Raw genomic sequence first — 15,893 nt, 5'->3', positions numbered from 1 at the left:
CCCGGCCGCGCACCGCACCCGCCCCGACGTCCCGGCCGGCACGGAAGAGCCCCGATGCCGCGTCGACCGAGGCCGGTACGTGGGTCGTGACGCCGGCCGGGACTGTCTCGCACCCCGCGCCCGACGCTGAAAGCGCGGCTCAAGAGCCTCAGCGGAAGGCGGAGCCGGCGCAGGGTGACGCCCGGGCCGCGGCGACCCGTCCGCCCCGGCGGGCCGGCCGGGCCACACCGGGCCGGCCATCCACGCAGGTCGCTCCCACTGCGGCCGCGCAACCCACCACCGACCGTTCCGCCAGCACCCGGCCCGCCCCCGTCCAGGACCCCGCCGCTGCGGTTGAGCAAGCCGGCGCGCGTACCGGAAAAAGCCGTCGAGAAACCGGAACCCGACCCCCTGTTCTGCCTGACAATGGTCCCGGCTCCCCTCGACGCGTGATGGGGGCCACCGATGTCTGGGCGGCGGTTACCGCCGCAAATGGCGACACGGCCGGTGATACCGGCGTGGCGCAGACGCCCAGCGTGGATCATGATGTTCCGGGCACTGCGCCGGCCGCTGAGGCGGCCGAAGGCCGTGGTGCCGGTTCGGGCGACGACGCCCGTCCCGGCGACGCGGTGTGACACAACAGAGGGGACGGGCAGCGTGACGCTGACCATCGGAATCGACGTCGGCGGCACGAAGGTGGCCGGCGGGGTGGTGGACGACCGCGGCGTCGTGCTCGCGCAGACCCGGCGGGAGACGCCGGCCGAGGATCCTGCCGGTACCCGGGACACCATCGTGGCCGTCGCGGCCGAGCTGGCCGCCGCCCATCCCGAGGCCAAGGCGGTCGGCATCGGTGCCGCGGCCTGGATCGACGCCGCCGGGGCGACCGTCCTGTTCGCGCCCAACCTGGCCTGGCGGGACGAGCCCGTGCGGGATTACGTGGCCAAGGCCGTCGGCCTGCCCACCGTGCTGGAGAACGACGCGAACGTCGCCGCCTGGGCCGAGTTCCGGTACGGCGCCGCCCGGCACGCCGACGACTCCATGGTCATGATCACCGTCGGGACCGGTATCGGTGGCGGCATCGTCATCAACGGCGGGTTGTGGCGGGGCGCCAACGGCATCGCCGGGGAGCTCGGGCACATCCAGTCCGTGAACGGCGGGCATCCGTGTGGCTGTGGCCGGCTCGGCTGTTTGGAGCAGTACGCGAGCGGCAACGCGCTCGTGCGGTTCGCCCAGGCCGGTGCCCGCCAGGAGCCGGGGCGGGCGACGTCGCTGCTGCAGCTGGCCGGTGGTGATCCGGCGGCGATCAGCGGACGGATGATCACCGAGGCCGCGCAGGGCGGGGACGGGGTCGCCCGGGACGCGTTCGCGCAGATCGGCTACTGGCTCGGCGTCGCGATGGCCGACCTGGCCCAGGCGTTCGACCCGCAGGTGCTGGTGGTCGGCGGGGGCGTGATCGACGCCGGGGAACTGCTGATGGGACCCACCGAACGGACGTATCGGGACCAGCTCGCCCAACGCGGGAGGTTTCCGGTCGCCGAGATCAGGGCAGCTGAGACCGGCAACACGGCAGGTGTGCTCGGCGCCGCCGATCTCGCCCGACGTATCTGACCAACGACGAGGAGCACGCCGTGTCCGGGGTCCCGCTGCGGGTATTGAGCTACAACGTGCACGGCCTGCGCGACGATCGGGCGGCCCTCACCGGGCTCGTCCGCGACCTCGCCCCGGATGTCGTCGTCGTGCAGGAGGCCCCGCGCCGGTTCCGCTGGCGGCAGAAGTGCGCCTCCCTGGCCAGTGACTTCGGCATGGTCGTGGCGGCCGGCGGGCTTCCCTCGCTGGGCAACCTGCTGCTCGTCAGCCTCCGGGTACGGGTGCACGAGCAGTGGTGCCTGCGTTATCCGCTCACCCCGGGCCGGCACCTGCGCGGCGCCGCGTTCGCCCAGTGCTCGGTGCGCGGCGCCCGGTTCACCGTGTCCGGCTCGCACCTGGCCACCGACGCACGGGAACGCCCGGACCAGGCGGCCCGCTGGAAGGAGGCACTGGCGGCGGTCGACGGTCCGCTGATCGCCGCCGGTGACCTCAACGAAGGGCCGGGCGGGGGTGCCTGGCGTACGGTCGCCGACGGTCTCACCGACGCCGCCGGTGCCGCCTCCGCGGCCCTCACCTTCCCGGCCACCCTGCCCCGGTTGCGCCTCGACGGGCTCTTCGTCTCGCCGGACATCACGGTCGAGCGGTACGAGGTCGTGGAGACCGATCAGGCCCGCCGGGCCAGCGACCACCTGCCCGTTCTCGCGGAGCTGTCCCTGCCTTCCGAGTAGCTCTCGCTTCTGCGAGGATCTCCGGGTGCCCGACACCCCTGACATCGCCGACCGGCACGACGCGGTCTGTGTGATCGGCGCCGGCGGCAGTGGCCTCGCGGCGATCAAGAACCTGCGTGAGCAGGGCTTCGCCGTCGACTGCTACGAGCGCGAGACCGCCGTCGGCGGCGCCTGGAACTGGCGGCACGATCGCAGCCCGGTGTACGCCTCTGCCCACCTCATTTCTTCCCGCCCGCTCACCGAGTTCCCCGACTTCCCGATGCCCGACGACTGGCCGGACTACCCGCACCACAGCAAGCTGCTCAGCTACCTGGAGCGGTACGCCCAGCACTTCGGTCTCGGCGACAGCATCTGGTTCGGCACCGAGGTCGTCGCGGTGACGCCGGTCGGGGACGGCCGCTGGGACGTCACCACGCGCAGCACCGGCGGCGGCGCCGAGCGGATCCAGCGGTACGCGGCCGTCGTCGTCGCCAACGGGCACAACTGGTCGCCGAAGCCGCTGCCGGTGGACGCCTCGAAGTACCGGGGGCAGGTGATCCACGCGTCGGCGTACAAGGACCCGGCGCAGCTGCGTGGGCGCAAGGTGCTGGTGGTCGGCGGCGGCAACACCGGCTGCGACATCGCCGTCGAGGCCGCCCAGCAGGCCGCCACGGTCTGGCACTCGACCCGCCGCGGCTACTGGTACGCCCCCAAGTACGTCTTCGGCCGCCCCGCCGACCAGGTCAACGACAAGATGCTGCAACTGCGCCTGCCGTTGTGGCTGCGCCAGTGGATCTACCACCGCACTCTGCGGCTCACCGTCGGCGACATCACCCGGTACGGCCTGCCCGAGCCCGACCACCGCCCGTACGAGAGCCACCCGGTGGTCAACAGCCAGCTCATCTACTACCTGGGCCACGGCCGGATCACCCCGGTGCCGGACGTGACCCGGCTCGAGGGGTCGGCTGTGGAGCTGGCCGACGGCCGCCGGGTCGAGCCCGACCTGGTCATCACCGCGACCGGCTACCTGCCCCGGTTCGAGTTCCTGGCCCCCGAGCTGCTCGACATCGACGACGACGGCAAGCCTGATCTGCACCTGCACGCGTTCGCCCGTAAGCATCCGACGCTCGCGGTGATCGGGCTGGTGCAGCCGGACGCCGGGCTGTTCCCGCTCGCGCACTGGCAGAGCGTGGCCGTGGCCCGCTGGCTGCGGTTGCGGGCCACCGACCCGGTCCGGGCGGCCGCGGTGCAGCAGCGGGAGTCGACGCGGCCGTTGCGGTCGTGGACCCGGCTGCGGGTCGTGCCGTCCTCCCGGCACTGGTTCGAGGTCAGCCACACCAGTTATCTGCGCACTTTGGAAGACTTGTTGAAGCAGCTGGAGCCCGCATGACCGACTGCACCGGACGGAGGCCACGGAGGAAGGGCCAGGAGGGCATGCGAAAGGTGAGCACCGCATGAGTTCGCAGGTGTTGCGGTTCGCGGACTGGACGTCGCCGGTGCCCGCGGTGCGGCGGGAGGTGCTCAGCGCCGTACCGGAGTCCGCCGAGGACAATCCGCCGGTGCTGTTCGTGCCGGGGCTGGGCCACGGCGCGTGGGCGTTCGCCGAGCACTGGCTGGGGCACACGGCGTCGCGGGGTTTCGCGGCCTGCTCGGTGAGCCCGCGGGCGAACGGGTCGCTGCGGGCCTACGTGCACGACGTCGTGCAGGTCGCGGCCGGGCTGCCGCGGCAGGCCGTGCTGGTCGGTCACGGCGCGGGCGCGCTGGTGGTGGCCCACGCCCTCGCGCGGTATCCGGCCCGGGCCGCCGTGCTGGCCTCGCCGGTGCCGGAGGGCTGGTCGGCCCTGGGCGCCGCGTTGCGGGCCAATCCGCTCGGCACGCTGCCCGCGCTGGTCGGAGCGGCGCCCCGGCTGAGCCGCAAGCAGCTGTTCAGCACGGGGCTGGCCGAGGCCGACGCGTACCGGGCGAAGCTCGAGCGCACCCCGGCCGCGATCTACCGGCAGGTGCTGTTCGCGACCTCGCCGGCGGCGCCGGTCGGGGACCCGCCGACGCTGGTGGTGGGCAGCCCCGATGACCGGGTGGTGCCGCGCAAGGCGCTCGACCGTACGGCGGCCCGCTTCGGTGCGGCCCCGCTGCTGTTCCCCGGCATGGCCCACGATCTGATGCTCGACACCAACTGGCCGGAGCCGATCGACGCGATCCTGGACTGGCTCACCAAGGAGCTCGCCGGCTGACCGGGTCACCGCGCGTCGGCGTAGGCGGCGAACCGGTCGACGAGGCTCTGCGGCGCATTGTCGTCGAAGCAGAGCGCCAGGTTGTCGGCGGCTTCCCGGGCGGCTTCGGCGCTGCGGGGGAAGAGCTCCTTCTCGTACGCGGTCAGCGCGGCCTCGATGTCGCCGGGGTGCGCGGCGATGGCCGTGCCGAGTTCGGCGCCGTCGAGCATGGCCAGGTTGGCGCCCTCGCCGGCGAACGGTGACATGAGGTGGGCGGCGTCGCCCAGCAGTGTCACCCCGGGCACGCGTTCCCAGCGGTGCTCGATCGGCAGGGCGTTGATGGCCCGGGGGTGCAGGTCGCCGTCGGCCTCGGTGATCAGCGCCCGCAGTTCGGGCGCCCAGTCGGCGAAGTGCTCGAGCAGGACCGCCTCGGCCCGGCCGCGGTCGGTGAAGTCGACGCCGGCGATCCACTCCTGCGGTGTGCTGACCGCGGCGTAGACGTGCAGGCTGCCGTCGGTCTCCCGGTGGGCCAGGAAACCCTTGCCCGCGCTGAGCGCGAACAGCATGCCGGGGCCGACCACCGCGGCCGGGCCGGGGTGCCGGACGTCGGCGTCGAGCAGGTCGATCTCGACGAACGACACTCCCGCGTACGCGGGCCGGGCGTCGGACAGCAGCGGCCGGATCCGGGACCAGGCGCCGTCCGCTCCGACCAGGACGTCGCTGACCACTGTGGTGCCGTCGGCGAAGCTGAGCTCGTGCCGGCCGTCGCCGAGCGCCCGGGCGCCGGTGAGCTTGCGGCCCCAGTGGATGGTGCCGGCCGGCAGCGACTCGAGCAGCATCCGCCGCAGCTGCCCACGGTCGACCTCCGGGCGGGTGCCGTCTCCCTCGTCGGCGTCCTCGTGCAGCAGGGTGTTGTGCCGGTCCAGGACCCGGGTGGCCTCACCGCCCGGGTGGATGATGGCGCGGAACTCGTCGATCAGCCCGGCCGCGTGCAGAGCGATCTGGCCGTTGTAGTCGTGGATGTCGAGCATGCCGCCCTGGGTGCGGGCGGCGGGGGAGTCGTCGAGCTCGTAGACGGTGGCGGGGATGCCGTGGACGTGCAGGACGCGGGCCAGGACCAGCCCGCCCAGGCCGGCTCCGACGATGGTGATGGTGGGCGTGTGCATGATGCCTCCAGTGAATACGCGTTCGTGACGAACATGTTCGGAACGGGCACGGCTCGGTCAGCCGGTCGAGATGCTGCTCAGCCCCTTGATCAAGGCGGCGAAAGCCCAGCGGGTGCGCTGCTCGCCGGTGCCGGAGAGCAGCTCGTCGCGGGTGCGGTGGATGTGCGGGTAGGTGCCGGCGTCCGCCTCACGGACGACGGCCGCGAGCTCCTCCTCCTCGCCGGCGGCCTCGGTGGCCTCGTCCCGGCTGCCCTGCTCGGCGGCGACCGCGGTGGCGTGCTGGAGCAGCAGGTCGACACCCCAGGCGGCCTGGCGGTCGGGCACTCCTTCGGCCAGCAGGAGCCCGAGGATCGTGTCGATCAGGCGGAGGTAGTGCGGTCCGCTCGGGCGCAGCGTCAGCACGGAACGGGCCAGGCTGGGATACCCGAAGAGCAGGACGGTGTACTCGTACAGCAGGTCGATCAGCTCGGCGGAGAAGTCGAAGTCGGCCAGCAACTCGTCCAGCAGGGCGCCGTGCAGCTCGGCGGTGTTGCGGACGTAGACGTACAGCGAGGCCGGGCCGGTCTCCAGCTCGCTCGCCAGCCGGCGCATGGTGAGCCGTTCCAGGCCCTCCTCCCGCATCACCCGCAGGCCGGTCGCCACCAGGACCTCCCTGCTCAGGGGGGCCTTGGCCGGACGGTCACGGCGGCTGACAGGGATGCGGCGCGGGCTCATGAACACGATCGTAGCGAACATGTTCGTCAGCGGCAACCGCCTCAGCGGCGCAGGCCCGCAGCCAGGCGCCCGGAGTGGTCCAGGGCGGTGAGGTAGGCGCGCGCCCAGGCCAGGATGTCGTAGCGGGTCAGATGGTCACGCATGGCCCGCATCCGTCGCCGCAGATCCGCCGGGTCGGCATCCAGCGCGTCCAGCAGCGTCGCCTTGAGCCCGTCCACATCGTGCGGGTTGACCAGGAACGCGTCTTCGAACTCGGCGGCCGCCCCGGCGAACTCGCTGAGCACCAGCGCCCCGGTGCCGGCGGCGCGGGCGGCCACGTACTCCTTGGCGACCAGGTTCATGCCGTCGCGCAGCGGGGTCACCACCATGACGTCGGCGGTCAGGTAGAGCGCGGCCAGGTCGGCCCGGTCGAACGGCTGGTTCAGATAGTGGATGGCGGGTTCGCCGACCCGGCCGTACTCGCCGTTGATCCGGCCGACCTCGCCCTCGATCCGGTCGCGCAGCACCCGGTAGCTGTCCACGCGTTCCCGGCTCGGCACGGCCACCTGCACCAGGACGGTGTCGTGCACCTTGACCCGGCCGTCCCGCAGCAGCTCGCTGTACGCCGTCAGCCGGTGCTCGATGCCCTTGGTGTAGTCCAGCCGGTCGACGCTGAGCAGCACCCGCCGCGGCCGGCCCAGGTCGGTGCGCAGCTGCTCGGCGTGCTCGACGATGTCGGGGCGGGCGGCCAGCGCCTGCATCTCGCTGACGTCGATCGAGACCGGGAACGCGCCGGTGCGCACCACCCGCCCGTCCAGGGTGATCTGGTCGTCGGTGGCCTGCGCGCCGAGCAGTTTGGTGGCCAGCTGGGCGACGTTGTGCGCGGCCTGCGGGCGCTGGAAGCCGACCAGGTCCGCGCCGAGCATCCCGCGCAGCAGCTCGACCCGGCGGGGTAGCTGCATGAACAGCTCGGGCGGCGGGAACGGCACGTGCAGGAAGAAGCCGATGAGCACGTCCGGGCGCAGCTCGCGCAGCAGCTGCGGAACCAGCTGCAGGTGGTAGTCCTGGATCCAGATCGCGGCGCCGGGCTCGGCGACCTCGGCGGCCGCCTCGGCGAAGCGCCGGTTCACGTCGCGGTACGTCTCCCACCAGCGCCGGTCGAAGACGGGCTGCTCGACGGCGTCGTGGTAGAGCGGCCAGAGGGTCGAGTTGGCGAAACCCTCGTAGTAGCCGCGGAGCTCCTCCTCGGACAGTGCCACCGGGCGGATCCGGAGGGTGCCGATGTCGGGCAGGGCGGGGGCGCTGTCGATGCCGCCGTTCCAGCCGACCCACGTCGCCGGCGTCTGCTGCAGGATCGCGTGCAGGGCGCTGGCCAGGCCGCCGGGGCTGCGCCGCCACTCACACGCACCGTCCGGGGCGGCACTGTCATCCAGCGGAAGGCGGTTGGCGACGACCACGAGCGAGCTCTGGCGCATCCACGAAAGGTTACGCGATGGCTACCGAGAGGAACAACGGCAGTGATCTATGTCCTTATCGAGGTCTCGTCAGACCACTGCGCCGTCGTCGAAGTCATCGTCGTCGTCGCCCGAGCGCAGCCGCCAGACCAGCGTCACCGCGCCGCCGACGATCGCGGTGAAGCCGATCAGGGTGACGAAGTTGCGCTCGATCGGCAGCAGCCACGGGAACAGGAACAGCAGGAAACCGAGCACCACGCCGAGCACGCCGGCGACCGCGTACTTCGAGATGTGCGGCAGCGGCGGCGGAGGCGGCGGGGTGTAGCGCTCGTTGTCCTCGTCGTTGTCATCGTCATCCGTGCCGGCGCCGGTGCCGAACGTGTCCAGCCCGTCGAGCAGGGACGGCTCGTCCGTACGGCGGCGGTTGAGCGAGACGCCCGAGAAGTCGGCGGCCGACGGCAGGGTGCCGCCCGGCCGGCGCGGCTGCTCCGGCGGGTCGGCCGGCGGCAGCTCCGGCGCGCGGGTGGGATCGACCCCCTCCGACGCCGGCCACGGCGGGGCCGTCGGATCGACCGGGGTGTGGAAGCCGGCCACGATCTTGGCCCATTCGGCGTCCACGGTGCTCTGGTCGGTCCGGGTCTCGGACTTCGGGGCGACCGGGGTCGGTCCCACGCCGCCGGTCAGCTTGTGCAGGTGCTCGCGGGCCGTGGCCAGGTGGGTGCGGTCGACGTAGAGCCGGTCGGTGGGCCGGGCCGGGAACGTCGTGGCGCGCAGGATCGGATTCAGGTCCGCGGACGGCTGCAGGTAGGCCGCGATACCGCCGGCGGCCAGCACGTCCAGGAGGTGTTCACCGACGCGGGGATCCACGTCGCCCGCGGCCGCGTAGTCGGCCGCGTCGAGCCCGTTGTCCCGCCGCCCGCGGCGGGCGCCACCCGCTGACACCCTGCTCACTCCTCGCTTCGCGCCGTCGCGCGCTGTGCCCGCCCCGTCCGGCGGATTCGGTACCCGTTCAGCTGCGCCCGGCCGACCGTGCCTTGAATGGTGACACGTGACATGCCGGTTCCGGGAGTGCGTTGTGGCGTGCCGCTCCCGCTTCGTACGCTTTCGGTGGCCACAGACCGTGGCGCGCGGGAAAGGACACCGGTGTTCTACTGGCTGCTCAAGTACGTCGTGCTGGGACCCGTCCTGAAATGCCTCTTCCGCCCCGATGTGGAGGGGTTGCACCACGTACCGCGGAGTGGACCGGTGATCCTGGCCTGCAACCACCTCTCCTTCTCCGACTCGATCTTCACACCCCTGCTGGTGAATCGGAGGGTGACGTTCGTCGCCAAAGCGGAGTACTTCACCGGTAAGGGGATCAAAGGCTGGCTCATGCGACAGTTCTTCGTCAGCACGGGGACGATCCCGGTGGACCGTTCGGGCGGCAAGGCGGCCCGGGCGGCTCTGGACACCCAGCTGCGGGTGCTGCGCGGCGGGAACATCGCGGGCATCTACCCGGAGGGCACCCGCTCGCCGGACGGCCGGCTCTACCGCGGCAAGACCGGCGTGGCCCGGCTGGCCCTGGAGAGCGGCGCCCCGGTCGTGCCGGTAGCGCTGCTCAACACCGACGAGATCCAGCCGACCGGCAAACTGATCCCCAAGATCAAGCGGGTCCGCATCCGCTTCGGCGCCCCGCTGGAATTCGCCCGCTACGCGAACTCCCTGGGCGACCGCTTCGTCGAGCGGGCGGTGACCGACGAGATCATGTACGAACTGATGACCCTGACCGGCCGCCCCTACGTCGACATCTACGCCGCATCCCTGAAAACAGCAATCGTCGCCCCGAGCCGCTCAACGTCAGCGACCGTAGAAAAGGCCTGACCCTTGGGTACGCGTCCCGGCGTCACCCAACCGCAGCACGGGGCCGGAGTGGCGCAGCTTCCGAGCTGAGCGGCCGGTCCAGGCCGAGGGATCAGCCGCCGGGCTAGATCGACGGCAAGGGCGACCGGATCCGCGGCCGCGCCGTCCTGACGGACATGATCCGCGCGACAGGCCCCGGCCCGGGGCTGATTGCCCGGTTGGGCCGGCGGCGTGGGCGGCGATCGGCCGGCGGCTGATTGTTCGGCTGGACCGGCGGTCGGGCGGCGATCAGCCCGGCGGCAGATCCCTCGGCCTGGACCGGCCGACCAGCCCAAAGCTGCGAAACTCCAGCCCCCGACCTGCGGTTGCCCGGCGCCGAGACGCGTAAGGGAAAAAGAGCTTTACCGATCCGCCATGCCGGCCCGGCGGCGGAGAGCGGAAACATCCGTGACGACGATGCGGCGGCCTTCGGTGCGGAGCCAGCCGCGGCTGGCGAAGGAGCCGATGGCCTGGTTGACGCTCTGCCGGGAGCCGCCCGCCATCTCGGCCAGCTGGCTCTGGTTGAGCTCGATGGTGATCATCGGGGCCTGGCTCTCGCCGGCCAGCCGGACCAGGGTCTTGGCCACCCGGCCGGGCAGGTCGAGGAAGACGTGGTCGGCGTTCTGTTCGGTGAGGCGGCGGATCAGCGCGCCGACCGAGCGCATCACCGCGTCCAGGATGCGGGGGTTGGAGTGGACCAGGTCGATGAACGCCACGCGGGACAGGGCCAGCGCCTGGCTGTCCTCGATCGCTTCGGCCGACGCCGAGCGGGTCAGCGCGTCCAGCAGGGAGACCTCGCCGAGCACGTCGGGTGGGCGGACCACGGTCAGGACCGCACGTTCGCCGGTCGGGGCAGTGCGGAAGACGGCGATGGCGCCGCGGCGCAGAATGATCAGGGAGTCGCCGGGGTCGTGCTCGACGAAGAGGATCTGACCTTTGCGGTACGTGCGCGGCACGGCGGCCGCGATCACCCGCTGGCGGACGTCCGGCTCCAGCCCGGCGAACATCTCCACGCCTGTGAGCGCGTCTCCGTGCTCTGCCAGTCGATGATCCACGGTCAGTCCCTCCCCGATCGGGACCCCCGTGGACACAGTTGTCCGGCGCCGGCCCCACGACGCGAACGATCACTCTTAGCATGAAGAGCCACGTCGACGCCATTTGATACATCCAGCAGACGCTTACGATCATCCCGCGCGAGTAGCTATCTGTACACCCTCCAATCGCCCGGCGTGACTATCGCCCACGGTGTCCGTCGTCATTACGGTCTGTACCGGGATAATCGCCGCCGTGCCGGATGACGACCTTCTTCGATCGACTTTGCGCGACCAGTGGCACCTCGTACCCGCCGAGATCACGGCGTTGCCCGGGGGTCTGCTCTCGCACGGCTGGGACGTGACCGCGGGCGGCGAACGCTTCGTGGCCCGCCTGGCCGACCCCGCCGCGCGCCAGCCGGTCGAGGCCGGGCTGGCCGCCGCCGAGCACCTGCGGGGCACCGGTATCGAGGCGGGAGAACCGGTGCGGACCCTGGCCGGCGGCCTCACCGCGGAGACCCCGGCTGGTGCGCTGGCCGTGCTGCGCCGGGCCCCCGGCCGTACGCTCGACGGCCGCGACCCGGTCGACCAGCAGTTCTGGGGCGACCGCCTGGGCGCGGTGCACCGCCGGCTGCAGGGCTTCCGCCATCCGGGGCTGCGCCGCTGGAACCTGCTCGACCCGGAGGCGGCGCACCTGGCGATCGAGCCGTGGCTGCGCCCGGCGGTCACCGAGGCTGTCACCGCCATGACCCGGCTGACGGTCACCGACCGGCTCACGTACGGGGTGCTGCACGGCGACCCGGCGCCGGAGATCTTCCTGATCGATCCGGCGACCGGCCGCGCGGGCCTGCTCGACTGCGGCGCCAGCGGCACCGGCCCGCTGCTCTACGACGTGGCGGCGGCCGTGGTCTACGCGGGCGGCACCGACACCTCGGCCGAGCTGCTCGACGGCTACCTCGCGGCCGGCCCCGTCGACGAGGACGAACTGCACGCGGCGCTGCCGGTCCTGCTGCGCTTCCGCTGGGCGGTGCAGGCCGACTGGTCGGCCCAGCGGCTCGTACGCGGCGACGACGGCAACGCCCGGGAGGCTCTGGGCCGGGCGAGGCAGGCCCTGGCGGAGACCACCGGCGCGGCGTAGGCAAGGATGTCGGCGATGGCCTACAGGTATTTCTACGACTGCGAATTCATCGAGGACGGGCGCACGGTCGACCTGGTCTCGATCGGCATGGTGGACGAGTTCGGCCGCGAGTTCTACGCGGTCTCGACCGAGTTCGACGACTCCCGGGCGGTGCCCTGGGTGCGCCGCAACGTGCTCGACAAGCTGCCCTCCCCGGCCGACCCGGCGTGGCGGTCCCGCGAGCGCATCCGCGACGACCTGTACGCGTTCATGCGCGAACCCGTCCAGGGCCGCGACGAGCAGATCGAGCTGTGGGCCTGGTACGCGGCGTACGACCACGTGGCCCTGGCCCAGCTCTGGGGGGCGATGCCGGCGCTGCCCCGCGAGATCCCCCGCTTCACCAAGGACCTCCGCCAGAAGTGGGACGACCTCGGCCGCCCGCCCCTGCCGACCGCTGAGGGCCGGCACGACGCCCTGGTGGACGCCAAGCACAACCTGGCCCGCTGGCGGGCCATGGGGGGCTGACGCCCGTTCGTTTCGGGTCCCCCGCACGGGGCACGTTCCCCTGCGTATCCGACAACGGTGAGGGGATTTGTGATGGCCGAGAAGACCGAGCAGGAGAAGCGGGAAACGCTCAAAGGGCTGGTCAAGGACGCCCGGATCGGCATGCTCACCACCATGACCGCGGACGGGCGGCACGTCAGCCGGCCGATGGCCGTGCAGGACGTCGAGTTCGACGGCGACCTCTGGTTCTTCACCTACTCCGACTCCGACCTGGTCCAGCAGGTCCGCACGCACCCCCAGGTCAACGTCTCGTTCAGCGACGACAAGCAGCACGCCTGGGTGTCCATCGCCGGCTCCGCCGAGCAGCTCACCGACCGGGCCAAGGCCGAGGAGCTGTGGAACCCGATGCTCAAGGCGTGGTTCCCGGACGGCCTGGAGACCCCGAACCTGACGCTGGTGAAGGTGCACGCCGACACCGCGGAGTACTGGGAGTCGGCGCACAGCTCCCGTGTCGTCACGCTGCTGGGCTATGCCAAGGCCGCGGTCACCGGGAAGACCCCTGAGGCGGGGGAGAACGAAACCGTGCAGTTGTAGCGGGGCGCCTTGGTCCGGGCTGCGAGCGGCGACTACAGTGCGCTTGCGGCCCGCCCCATGTGACCCCGGCAGTGCAGCCGGACGACAGCTTTCTCCTCCGGAGGCGGGCATCTCGCGACCTGATCTCAGGGAGGACGAGCAATCATGCGTATCGGCGTGCTCACCGGCGGCGGAGACTGCCCCGGTCTGAACGCGGTGATCCGGGCGGTCGTCCGTAAGGGCGTCGCCACTTACGGACACGAGTTCGTCGGATTCCGCGACGGGTGGAAGGGCCCCCTGGAGGGCCTGACGAAGCCCCTCGGCATCGCCGAGGTCCGGGGTATCCTGCCGCGCGGCGGCACCATCCTGGGCTCTTCCCGCACCAACCCGTTCAAGATCGACGGCGGCGTGGAGCGGATCAAGGCCAACCTGGCCGAGCAGGGCGTCGACGCGCTCGTCGCGATCGGCGGCGAGGACACCCTCGGCGTCGCGACCAAGCTCAACGACCTGGGCGTGAACGTCGTCGGCGTGCCGAAGACGATCGACAACGACCTCAACGCCACGGACTACACCTTCGGCTTCGACACCGCGGTCAACATCGCGATGGAGGCCATCGACCGGCTGCACACCACCGCCGAGTCGCACCACCGCACCCTGGTGGTCGAGGTCATGGGCCGGCACGCCGGCTGGATCGCGCTGCACGCCGGCCTGGCCGGCGGAGCCAACGTCATCCTGCTGCCGGAGCGCAACTTCGACGTGGAGCAGGTGGCCACGTACGTGACCAAGCGCTTCCAGGTCGAGTACGCCCCGATCGTCGTGGTCGCCGAGGGCGCGCAGCCGCTCGAGGGCCAGATGAGCCTGCAGAGCCAGGAGAAGGACGCGTTCGGTCACGTCCGCCTGGGCGGCATCGGCCAGTGGCTGGCGCAGCAGCTGGAGGAGAAGACCGGCAAGGAGGCCCGTACGGTCGTCCTCGGTCACATCCAGCGCGGCGGCACGCCCACCGCGTTCGACCGGGTGCTCGCGACCCGCTTCGGCCTGCAGGCGATCGACGCCGTCCACGAGGGTGATTTCGGTAAGATGATGGCGTTGCGTGGCACCGACATCGTCCGCGTCCCGCTCGCCGACGGCACCGGTGAGCTCAAGACCGTCCCGATCTCGCGGTACGACGAGGCCGAGGTCTTCTTCGGCAGCTGAGCCGGCGTTCTTTCACAAAAAGGGGGCGACCGCCGGTCGCCCCCTTTTTCTGTCCCGAAGGGGTCCGATGGGTAATCACATGATCGCGGTGATCGGTGCCGGCAAGCTCGGCGAGCTGGTGCTCTCCGGTCTGCTGCGGGCCGGCTGGCCGGCCGGCCGGATCATCGCCACCACCCGGCGCCCGGAGCGGGCCGCCGAGCTGGCCGAGCGGTACGGCATCCGGCCGACCCTGAACCTCACCGCCGTCACCCAGGCCGACGTGCTGCTGGTGGCGGTCAAGCCGCAGGACGCGGGCAAGCTGCTGGACGAGTTCGGCATGAAGATCCCGCCGGGCAAACTCGTGGTGTCGCTGTGCGCGGGCCTGCCGACGAGCTTCTTCACCGAACGGTTGCCCGGCGGCATCCCGGTGGTGCGGGTCATGACCAACACCCCGGCGCTGGTCGACCAGGCCATGACGGTGATCTCCGCGGGCCCGTACGCGACCGACGAGCACCTGGCGCTGACCGAGGAGATCTTCCAGCCGCTGGGCAAGACGATGCGGGTGCCCGAGACCCAGCAGGACGCCGTGACCGCGCTGTCCGGCTCCGGCCCGGCGTACTTCTACCTGCTGGTCGAGGCCATGATCGACGCCGGGATCCTGCTCGGGCTGCCGCGCCAGGTCGCCCACGAGCTGATCGTGCAGACCGCGATCGGCTCGGCCGTGATGCTGCGCGACTCCGGCGAGCACCCGGTGAAGCTGCGCGAGGCGGTGACCTCCCCGGCCGGCACGACCATCTCGGCGATCCGCGAGCTGGAGAAGCACGGCGTCCGGGCGGCGCTGCTGGCCGCTCTGGAGGCCGCGCGGGACCGGGCTCGGGAGATCGCCGCCCAGTCCGCTTAGCCGGCGGTGTCTGCCTTGCGACGGCTCTGATCGACGGGGCCCGGAAGGTGGTTGCGATGTTGCTGCGGGACAAGGTGGCCGTGATCTACGGGGCCGGTGGGGCGGTCGGCGGCGCGGTGGCTCGCGCCTTCGCCGCTGAGGGGGCCCGGCTGTTTCTCGCCGGGCACCGCCGGGCTTCGGTCGACGCGGTCGGCGCGGAGGTCGCCGGCGCTGAGGTGGCCGAGGTCGACGCGCTGGACGAGCGGGCGGTGGACGCGCACCTGGCGGCCGTGGTCGAACGGGCCGGCCGGATCGACATCTTGTTCGACGCCGTCGGCATCGCCAACGCTCCGATCCTGGGTGTGCCGTTGGTCGAGCTGGCCGCCGAGCGGTTCGCCGAGCCGATCGCGGCGTACCCGATGGCGTACTTCCTGACCGCGCGGCTGGCCGCCCGGCGCATGATCCCGGCCGGGTCCGGGGTGATCATGACGGTCACCGGGCTGCCGGCCCGGACCGGCCTGCGGCTCAACGGCGGGTACGGTCCAGCGCAGGCGGCCAAGGAACAGCTCACCCGGGACCTGTCCGCCGAGCTCGCGCCGTACGGGATCCGGGTCGTGGGGTTGCGGCCGCACGGCATGCCGGAGACCCGGACCATGCGGGAGGCTTTCGAGGCGAAGTCCTCGGGAGCGAAGTGGGCGGAGTTCGAGGCGGCGCTGGCCGGCACGACGCACGCCCGGCGGGTCATGACGCTGGCCGATCTGGCCGGCGCCGCGGTCCTGCTGGCCGGCGACCGGGCGAGCGGGATGACCGGCAGCACCGTCAACCTGAGCCTGGGCGGCCTGGCCGACTAGGTCGCGTTTCGTAATGTCGGGCGGTGGCTGAGGTTGCGGCGTGGCGGTGATCGATAGACGAAGAGGTCTCCGGTAAGTGGTTCAGCGACC

At 71.9% G+C, this 15,893-nt stretch carries 17 protein-coding genes; 12 read left to right on the top strand and 5 right to left on the bottom strand.

All coding sequences use genetic code 11. The annotated features are described in order from the left end of the window. Positions 1-428 precede the first annotated feature (428 nt). The 5 genes from ACWEOZ_RS38430 to ACWEOZ_RS38410 all read left to right on the top strand — a co-directional run bounded on the left by ACWEOZ_RS38430 (position 429) and on the right by ACWEOZ_RS38410 (position 4,504). Positions 429-614 carry a hypothetical protein gene (locus ACWEOZ_RS38430; RefSeq protein ID WP_451915596.1) on the top strand — a complete coding sequence of 62 codons (186 nt, stop codon included), beginning with the start codon at positions 429-431 and terminating at the stop codon, positions 612-614. A 22-nt stretch (positions 615-636) separates the two neighbouring features. Next, entirely contained in the window at positions 637-1,587 is a 951-nt protein-coding gene (locus tag ACWEOZ_RS38425) for an ROK family glucokinase (protein WP_451915595.1), read from the top strand. Positions 1,588-1,607: 20 nt separating this feature from the next. After that, on the top strand, positions 1,608-2,294 hold the full coding sequence (locus ACWEOZ_RS38420) for an endonuclease/exonuclease/phosphatase family protein (protein ID WP_451915594.1): 687 nt from the start codon (positions 1,608-1,610) through the stop codon (positions 2,292-2,294). A gap of 25 nt (positions 2,295-2,319) precedes the next feature. Further along, positions 2,320-3,663 (top strand): flavin-containing monooxygenase, encoded by a 1,344-nt coding sequence (locus ACWEOZ_RS38415; protein WP_451915593.1) that lies wholly within the window; start codon positions 2,320-2,322, stop codon positions 3,661-3,663. Positions 3,664-3,727: 64 nt separating this feature from the next. Further along, positions 3,728-4,504: an alpha/beta hydrolase gene (locus ACWEOZ_RS38410; RefSeq protein ID WP_451915592.1), complete on the top strand. Its 777-nt coding sequence runs from the start codon at positions 3,728-3,730 to the stop codon at positions 4,502-4,504. 5 nt (positions 4,505-4,509) lie between these two features. Here the strand turns inward: ACWEOZ_RS38410 and ACWEOZ_RS38405 are convergent, their stop codons facing one another. The 4 genes from ACWEOZ_RS38405 to ACWEOZ_RS38390 all read right to left on the bottom strand — a co-directional run bounded on the left by ACWEOZ_RS38405 (position 4,510) and on the right by ACWEOZ_RS38390 (position 8,738). Next, entirely contained in the window at positions 4,510-5,649 is a 1,140-nt protein-coding gene (locus ACWEOZ_RS38405; RefSeq protein ID WP_451915591.1) for an FAD-dependent oxidoreductase, read from the bottom strand. Positions 5,650-5,706: 57 nt separating this feature from the next. Continuing rightward, positions 5,707-6,363 (bottom strand): TetR/AcrR family transcriptional regulator, encoded by a 657-nt coding sequence (locus tag ACWEOZ_RS38400; RefSeq protein ID WP_451915590.1) that lies wholly within the window; start codon positions 6,361-6,363, stop codon positions 5,707-5,709. Positions 6,364-6,404: 41 nt separating this feature from the next. Next, a complete protein-coding gene (locus tag ACWEOZ_RS38395) occupies positions 6,405-7,817 on the bottom strand; it encodes an alpha,alpha-trehalose-phosphate synthase (UDP-forming) (RefSeq protein WP_451915589.1) in 1,413 nt (470 codons plus the stop codon). A 69-nt stretch (positions 7,818-7,886) separates the two neighbouring features. After that, positions 7,887-8,738: a DUF308 domain-containing protein gene (locus tag ACWEOZ_RS38390; RefSeq protein WP_451915627.1), complete on the bottom strand. Its 852-nt coding sequence runs from the start codon at positions 8,736-8,738 to the stop codon at positions 7,887-7,889. A 201-nt stretch (positions 8,739-8,939) separates the two neighbouring features. Between ACWEOZ_RS38390 and ACWEOZ_RS38385 the strand changes: the two genes are divergently transcribed. Next, entirely contained in the window at positions 8,940-9,656 is a 717-nt protein-coding gene (locus ACWEOZ_RS38385; protein ID WP_451915626.1) for a lysophospholipid acyltransferase family protein, read from the top strand. 380 nt (positions 9,657-10,036) lie between these two features. Here the strand turns inward: ACWEOZ_RS38385 and ACWEOZ_RS38380 are convergent, their stop codons facing one another. Continuing rightward, positions 10,037-10,729 carry a Crp/Fnr family transcriptional regulator gene (locus ACWEOZ_RS38380; RefSeq protein ID WP_212993827.1) on the bottom strand — a complete coding sequence of 231 codons (693 nt, stop codon included), beginning with the start codon at positions 10,727-10,729 and terminating at the stop codon, positions 10,037-10,039. Between the two features lie 232 nt (positions 10,730-10,961). On the opposite strand from ACWEOZ_RS38380, the gene ACWEOZ_RS38375 reads away from it, so the two are divergent. From ACWEOZ_RS38375 to ACWEOZ_RS38350, 6 genes are all read left to right on the top strand, one after another. Next, positions 10,962-11,843 (top strand): phosphotransferase enzyme family protein, encoded by an 882-nt coding sequence (locus ACWEOZ_RS38375; RefSeq protein ID WP_451915588.1) that lies wholly within the window; start codon positions 10,962-10,964, stop codon positions 11,841-11,843. Positions 11,844-11,858: 15 nt separating this feature from the next. Beyond that, entirely contained in the window at positions 11,859-12,347 is a 489-nt protein-coding gene (locus tag ACWEOZ_RS38370; RefSeq protein ID WP_433726541.1) for a polyadenylate-specific 3'-exoribonuclease AS, read from the top strand. A 72-nt stretch (positions 12,348-12,419) separates the two neighbouring features. Beyond that, on the top strand, positions 12,420-12,920 hold the full coding sequence (locus tag ACWEOZ_RS38365) for a pyridoxamine 5'-phosphate oxidase family protein (RefSeq protein ID WP_451915587.1): 501 nt from the start codon (positions 12,420-12,422) through the stop codon (positions 12,918-12,920). 144 nt (positions 12,921-13,064) lie between these two features. Beyond that, positions 13,065-14,093 carry a 6-phosphofructokinase gene (locus tag ACWEOZ_RS38360; RefSeq protein ID WP_360548156.1) on the top strand — a complete coding sequence of 343 codons (1,029 nt, stop codon included), beginning with the start codon at positions 13,065-13,067 and terminating at the stop codon, positions 14,091-14,093. Between the two features lie 67 nt (positions 14,094-14,160). Then, complete coding sequence (proC, locus tag ACWEOZ_RS38355) at positions 14,161-14,973, top strand: pyrroline-5-carboxylate reductase (protein ID WP_451915586.1); 813 nt, start codon at positions 14,161-14,163, stop codon at positions 14,971-14,973. Between the two features lie 56 nt (positions 14,974-15,029). Then, on the top strand, positions 15,030-15,803 hold the full coding sequence (locus tag ACWEOZ_RS38350; RefSeq protein ID WP_451915585.1) for an SDR family NAD(P)-dependent oxidoreductase: 774 nt from the start codon (positions 15,030-15,032) through the stop codon (positions 15,801-15,803). The last annotated feature ends 90 nt before the right edge of the window (positions 15,804-15,893 follow it).

It is taken from the genome of Actinoplanes sp. NPDC004185, from assembly GCF_053603475.1.
Note: the sequence above shows the minus strand (reverse complement) of the source record. Positions and strands in the feature narration are given on the sequence as shown.